The organism is Actinoallomurus acaciae (assembly GCF_042429965.1).
In the GTDB taxonomy this organism is placed as follows: domain Bacteria; phylum Actinomycetota; class Actinomycetes; order Streptosporangiales; family Streptosporangiaceae; genus Actinoallomurus; species Actinoallomurus acaciae.
In genome coordinates, this window is sequence record NZ_JBHLZP010000814.1 from 1 (window position 1) to 2,574 (window position 2,574).

Annotated in this window: 2 protein-coding genes; both read right to left on the reverse strand. The window is 74.0% G+C overall.

What is annotated here, in order from left to right; translation table 11 throughout:
• Window positions 1–1,895, reverse strand: a 1,895-nt coding sequence (locus ACFFNX_RS47430) for a polynucleotide kinase-phosphatase (protein ID WP_378212985.1), incomplete at its 3' end; no start/stop codon positions are given.
• Window positions 1,896–1,959: 64 nt separating this feature from the next.
• Window positions 1,960–2,574, reverse strand: a 615-nt coding sequence (locus ACFFNX_RS47435) for a methyltransferase (RefSeq protein WP_378212987.1), incomplete at its 5' end; no start/stop codon positions are given.

A 2,574-nucleotide genomic window follows, 5' to 3' on the forward strand; every position in this document is an offset into this window, starting at 1 on the left:
GCCAGGGCGTCCGCGGCGGCTGGCAGGGCGACGCGCGCCGCCGCGCCGGTCGCGGCGTACTGCCGGCGCAGCAGCTCCACCGCCTTGGCCGACCACGGCATCAGCTCGCAGTCCAGCACCAGCCAGCCGGTCTCCAGCTCCTCGAACAGGAACCCGGCCGCCGCGCGCACCCGCGCGAGGAACGTCTCGGTCCGCTCCGGGTCGCCGAAGAACGGCCGCCCGGTGCGGGTGTAGACCGCGCCGGTCGTGCCGTCGTCCACCCCGAACCTCGCCGCGGCGACGCCCGCGTCCCGGGTCACCACCACGACGGCGCGCGACCCCATGTGCTTCTCCTCGCACACGACCTGGCCGATGCCCTGCCTGCGGTACGCCGCGAACGCCTCCGCCGGGTGCTCCAGGTGGTCCTCCAGCGCCGAGGTGCCGGCGGGCGCCATCGTGGGCGGCAGGTACACCAGCCAGCGCGGGTCCACCGCGAAGCGGCTCATCGCCTCCAGCGCCGGCCAGATGTTCTCCGCGCGCAGGTTGATCCGGCCCATCAGCCGGGTCTCCACGGCCTCCTCCACGTCCGTGATCCGCAGCACGCCCGACTCGCGGTGTCCGCCGCGCGACGCCGGCGGCTCGGCCTCCAGCGGGCGGACCGGCGCGTACCAGACCTGGTGGGCCGGGATCGAGACGATCTCCTTCTCCGGGTAGCGGAGCGCGGTGAGCCGGCCACCGAAGACGCAGCCGGTGTCCAGGCACAGCGTGTTGTTGACCCATTCGGGCTCGACGACCGGCGTGTGCCCGTAGACGACCGTCGCGCCGCCCCGGTAGTCGTTCGCCCAGGCGTAGCGCACCGGCAGGCCGTACTCATCGGTCTCGCCGGTGGTCTCGCCGTACAGGGCGAAGGAGCGCACGCGGCCCGACGCGCGGCCGTGGTACTCCTCCTTCAGCCCGGCGTGCGCGGCCACGAGGCGCCCGCCGTCGAGGACGAGGTGGCTGACCAGCCCGTCCATGAACTCCAGCGCCTCGGCGCGGAACTCCTCCGGCTCGGCCGCGAGCTGCTCCAGCGACTCGGCGAGCCCATGGGCGACCGTGACGCGCCGTCCGCGCAGCGCGCGGACGAGCTTGTTCTCGTGGTTGCCGGGGACGCACAGCGCGGCACCCGCGTTCACCATGCCCATGGCCAGGCGGAGCACGCCCGGGGTGTCCGGGCCGCGGTCGACGAGGTCGCCGAGCAGCAGGGCGGTACGGCCGTCCGGGTGCGCGGCGCCGGCGGCACGGCCGAGGGCGTCGCGTTCGATCACGTAACCGAGCTTCGTGAGCAGCTCCTCCAGCTCGGCGCGGCAGCCGTGCACGTCGCCGATCAGGTCGAACGGGCCGGTCAGCTCGCGCCGGTCCGACCAGCTCCTCTCGTACGTGACGGTGGCCTCGTCGACCTCCTCGCCCGTCAGCACGTACGCGCGCTTGAAGACGCGGTGCAGGTCGCGCATGCCGCGCCGTAGCTCGCGCCGCTGCCGGGGCACGACGTGGCCGGGCAGGTCGCGGTCGGTACGGGCGGCGTTGCGCGCCGTCGCGACCGACTCGGGCACGTCCAGCACGATCGCGACGGACAGGACGTCCTGCTCCTTGGCGATCCGGACGAGCTGGGCACGCGGCCCCGGCTGCACGTTGGTCGCGTCGACCACGGTCAGCAGGCCGCGCCGCAGCCGCGTACGGACGATGTGGTGCAGCAGGTCGAAGGCGTCGGTGGTGGCCGACTGGTCGTTCTCGTCGTCGGACACGAGCGCCCGGCAGTGGTCGGAGGAGACCACCTGGGTCGGCGCGAAGTGCCGCCGTGCGAAGTGGGACTTGCCCGCGCCGGACACGCCGACCAGGACGACGAGCCCCATCTCCGGAAGCCTCAGCTCGGTCATGAACCCTCCTTCGCCGGAGCAGGCGACCACCAGAACGTGTCCTCGACTCCCTCGTCGCGCCCGGTCACTTGACGAACACCCCCATCTGGGTCGGCGCGCCGACGGACGGGCCGTCGTCGCCGACGGGTACGTGGCGGACCCGGTAGCCGTACGCCTCGGCCACCCGCGCGGTCCACGCGCCGAACTCCGCGCGCGTCCACTCGAACCGGTGATCCGGGTGCCGGAAGCCGGTGAGGCTCTCGTAGCGCACGTTGTACTCGGCGTTCGGCGTGGTCACGACCACCACGCGGGGCGCGGCGTCGCCGAAGACCACGCGCTCGACGGCCGGGAGCCGCGGCGGGTCCACGTGCTCGATGACCTCCATCAGCACCGCGGCGTCGTACCCGTGGAAGCGCTGGTCCGCGTACGTCAGCGCGGCCGTGAACAGGTTGAGGCGGTCCGCCTGGGCGCGCGGGAGCAGGTTCGGCGACAGCCGGCGCTGCGCCGCCTCGATCGCGCGGGCGGACACGTCGGCGCCGGCCACGAACTCCAGGGACGAGTCCTGCAGCAGCCGGGAGAGCAGGCGGCCCGACCCGCAGCCGAGGTCGATGACCGTGGCGGCGTGCTCGGCGTACAGCGCGTCGCGCACGGCCTGGACGCGGCGTTCGGCGAGGGGCACCGGCGGTGCGGCGACGTCCTC